This window comes from Micromonospora sp. ATA51, assembly GCF_016802855.1.
Taxonomy (GTDB): Bacteria; Actinomycetota; Actinomycetes; order Mycobacteriales; family Micromonosporaceae; genus Micromonospora; species Micromonospora sicca.
In genome coordinates this window covers 1-3,077 of the sequence record NZ_JAEVHJ010000501.1, presented here as the reverse complement: position 1 = coordinate 3,077, position 3,077 = coordinate 1, and the positions used below count along the sequence as shown (strand labels likewise).

Annotated in this window: 4 protein-coding genes and 1 pseudogene; all 5 read left to right on the top strand. The window is 72.4% G+C overall.

The genetic code is table 11. The features are described from left to right. Positions 1-267, top strand: a 267-nt coding sequence (locus JNW87_RS36710) for a transposase (protein ID WP_375373489.1), incomplete at its 5' end; no start/stop codon positions are given. 41 nt (positions 268-308) lie between these two features. Next, positions 309-941 (top strand): annotated as a pseudogene (locus JNW87_RS36705) (hypothetical protein); the annotation flags it as partial. 283 nt (positions 942-1,224) lie between these two features. After that, entirely contained in the window at positions 1,225-2,031 is an 807-nt protein-coding gene (locus JNW87_RS36700) for an SDR family oxidoreductase (protein ID WP_238455301.1), read from the top strand. A gap of 165 nt (positions 2,032-2,196) precedes the next feature. Further along, the gene (gene pyrE / locus JNW87_RS36695) at positions 2,197-2,736 is read left to right on the top strand and encodes an orotate phosphoribosyltransferase (RefSeq protein WP_109801087.1); all 540 of its coding nucleotides are present in this window, start codon (positions 2,197-2,199) and stop codon (positions 2,734-2,736) included. Positions 2,737-2,793: 57 nt separating this feature from the next. Then, on the top strand, positions 2,794-3,077 hold a 284-nt coding region (locus JNW87_RS36690; RefSeq protein ID WP_238455300.1), incomplete at its 3' end, for a metalloregulator ArsR/SmtB family transcription factor.

Genomic DNA, 3,077 nt, shown 5'->3' with positions numbered 1-3,077 from the left:
GAGATGGCCGGACACGCCCGGATCACCGCCGCCGGACTGCCGGTCTACTTCGCCCGCCCGCACTCACCCTGGCAACGTGGCAGCAACGAGAACGCCAACCGGATCCTGCGCGAGTACTTCCCCAAGGGCGTCCCGATCACCTCCGACCCGAAATACCTCGCGATGGTCGCTTCCGAGATCAACAACCGACCGCGTAAGATCCACGGTTGGAAGAAGCCCTCCGAGATATTCACCGAACTCGTCGAGGCGAATGCTTCCACCAGCTGAACCCGCCGGTTGCAAGCCGACGCCTACCGGAGGGATCTGTCGTGTCGTACCCCGATCAGGCGCCGCCCCGTCGTCCGGCGGCGGTGGTCGCGGCGGCGGCGGTGCTGCTGCTGATGGCCGTCGGCGCCGCGGTGTACGCGGTCGCGGGCCTGCTCGTCCTGAGTGGCACCGTCGACCGCTTCCGGTCGGTGGCGATCGCGACCGGTGCCGGGGCCGGCGAGATCGACGCCGTGGTGTCGCTGCTGCGCGCCTCCACCGTGCTGTCGGCCGTGGTCGGCGTGTTGGTCGGCCTGGTGCTGGTCGGCCTCGCCCTCGGCCTGCTCGCCGGTCGCCCGGGCGCCCGGGTGGGCACCTGGGTGGTCTGCGGGCTGGGCCTGCTCTGCGGCTGCTGCGGCTTGGCCGTACTGGTCGGCCAGCGGGCCGCGCCGCTGCGGTTGGGCGCCGGCCACCAGGTCACCGCGGACCTGCTCGCCCAGCTCGGCGGCGCCTATCCCGGGTGGTGGATCCCGGTGAACGCGGCCCTGTCCGTGGCGCAGGTCCTCGGCTACCTGGTGGTCGCCGCGCTGCTGACCCTGCCCGCCGCGAACGCCTTCCTGCGCCGCCGGCCGACCCCGGCCGGCCCCAGGCCACCGTACGGCCCGACGCCCCCGGCCCCGTCGAGCTACCCGCCCCCGACCGGGTACGGCCCGCTTTCCGCGCCGCCGGCCCCGCCCGGCTACGCGCCGCCGTCGGGCCCACCCGCCTCCTGGTCACCGGCCGGCCACCGCCGACCCACCCGCCGACGCCCACCTACGGCCCGCCGTCGGCCGCGCCCACCCACGGTCAGCCCGTCCCGCCTCCCGCGCCGGACACGCCGCCGCTCCCGCTGCCCGGGTCTGCGCCGGCCGGCCCGACCCCGTCACCCCCTCCGGTCGGACCCGAGCCGGCCGGCCCGACCCCGCCCCCCGAGGACCGCCCATGACCACCGAACCATCCACCCCGGGACGTGCCCTGATCACCGGCGCCAGCGCCGGCATCGGGGCCGCCTTCGCGCACCGGCTCGCCGCCGACGGCTGGGACCTGGTCCTGGTGGCCCGGGACGCCGGGCGGCTGGACGCCACGGCCGCCGAGCTGACCGGCCGGTACGGGCGGGACGTCGAGACGATCTCCGCCGATCTGTCCACCGACGACGGCTGCGCGGCGGTGGAACGCCGGCTCACCGCCGACCCGCCGATCGAGCTGCTGGTCAACAACGCCGGGATCAGTCTCAACACGCCCTTCGTCCGGTCGACCGTCGAGGACGAGGCCCGGCTGCTGCGGCTCAACGTGCTGGCGGTGCTGCGGCTGACCCACGCCGTCCTCGCTCCGATGATCGAACGGGGGCGAGGGACAGTGATAAATGTCTCTTCGGTTGCGGGTTTCGGGGTGGTCATGCCGGGTTCGACGTACTCGGCCAGCAAGGCGTGGGTGACGAATTTCAGTGAATCGATCGGTCGGTCGGTGGCCCCGCTCGGCGTACGGGTGATGGCGCTCTGCCCCGGCTACACCCGCACCGGCTATCACGAGCGGGCCGGCATCGACATGTCCGGGACCCCGCGCTGGTTGTGGCTCAAGCCGGACGACGTGGTCGCCGAAGGGCTGCGTGACCTGGGGAAAGGAAAGCCGGTCAGCGTTCCGACGTGGAAGTACAAGCTGGCGGTGGCGGGCCTGCGGCACGCGCCGCGGCGGTTGCTGCGTGGAGTCTCCCGGGACACCCGGGGCCGGGTGGACCCGAACCGCGGCTGACCGCCGGCCGGCCGCCGACGCCACCGCTGGCGGGACCTGGCGGCGCCGGCCCGGATGGACGGTCGCGCAGAGTAGCCGGACATCGCCACCCTTCGGTCGCCCGCTGGGTTGACCTGGGTGGACCCCGCACACGGCTCCCAGACTTGCGCAGTACCCTCTATCGCCATGGGGCACCACGACGACCTGCGTAAATTCATTACCGACCTGGCTGTGGTCCATGGACGGGTGGTGCTCTCCTCGGGTCGCGAGGCGGACTGGTACGTCGATCTGCGTCGCGTCACGCTCCATCACCGCGCGGCGCCGTTGGTCGGCCGGGTGCTGTGCGACCTGACCGCCGACTGGGAGTACGACGCGGTCGGCGGGCTGACCCTGGGGGCCGATCCGGTGGCCCTCTCGATGCTGCACGCGGCCGCCGCGACCGACCGCCCGCTGGACGCGTTCGTGGTCCGCAAGGCGGGCAAGGCGCATGGTCTGCAACGCCGGATCGAGGGGCCGGAGGTCGCGGGTCGTCGGGTCCTGGCGGTGGAGGACACCTCGACGACGGGTGGCAGTGTGTTGACCGCCGTCGAGGCGTTGCGCGAGGCGGGGGCCGAAGTGGTGGGCGTGGCGGTTATTGTTGATCGAGGTGCCGGAGACGCGGTGCGAGCCGCCGGACTGCCTTATCGGGCGGCCTATACGTTGGCTGACCTCGGCCTTGTGGCGTAAAAGTTTGCCGATTCGGATCTGCTGATATGCAGGCGGATCGATGCTGCTGGTGGAAGGATGGAATACGTGGGAACTGCGTTGGCTGAAATGACCATGCCTCAGATCTCGCCGCTTGCCGGCGAGCCGATCGAACGTGCCGATGCCGAGCGTCTCGCGGGGGTCCTCAAGGCCCTCGCCGATCCCGCTCGGCTGCGGCTGCTCAGCCTGATCCAGTCGGCCCCCGAGGGCGAGGCGTGCGTCTGTGACCTGACCGCGCCGCTCGGCCTCTCGCAGCCGACGGTCAGTCACCACCTGCGTATCCTCACCGAGGCCGGCTTGCTGGAGCGGGAGAAGCGCGGTGT

What these genes read in the sequence shown, in the direction of transcription:
- JNW87_RS36700 (WP_238455301.1), top strand. Translation starts at nt 1,225, where the DNA reads ATGACCACCGAACCATCCACCCCGGGACGTGCCCTGATCACCGGCGCC.
- pyrE (WP_109801087.1), top strand. Translation starts at nt 2,197, where the DNA reads ATGGGGCACCACGACGACCTGCGTAAATTCATTACCGACCTGGCTGTG.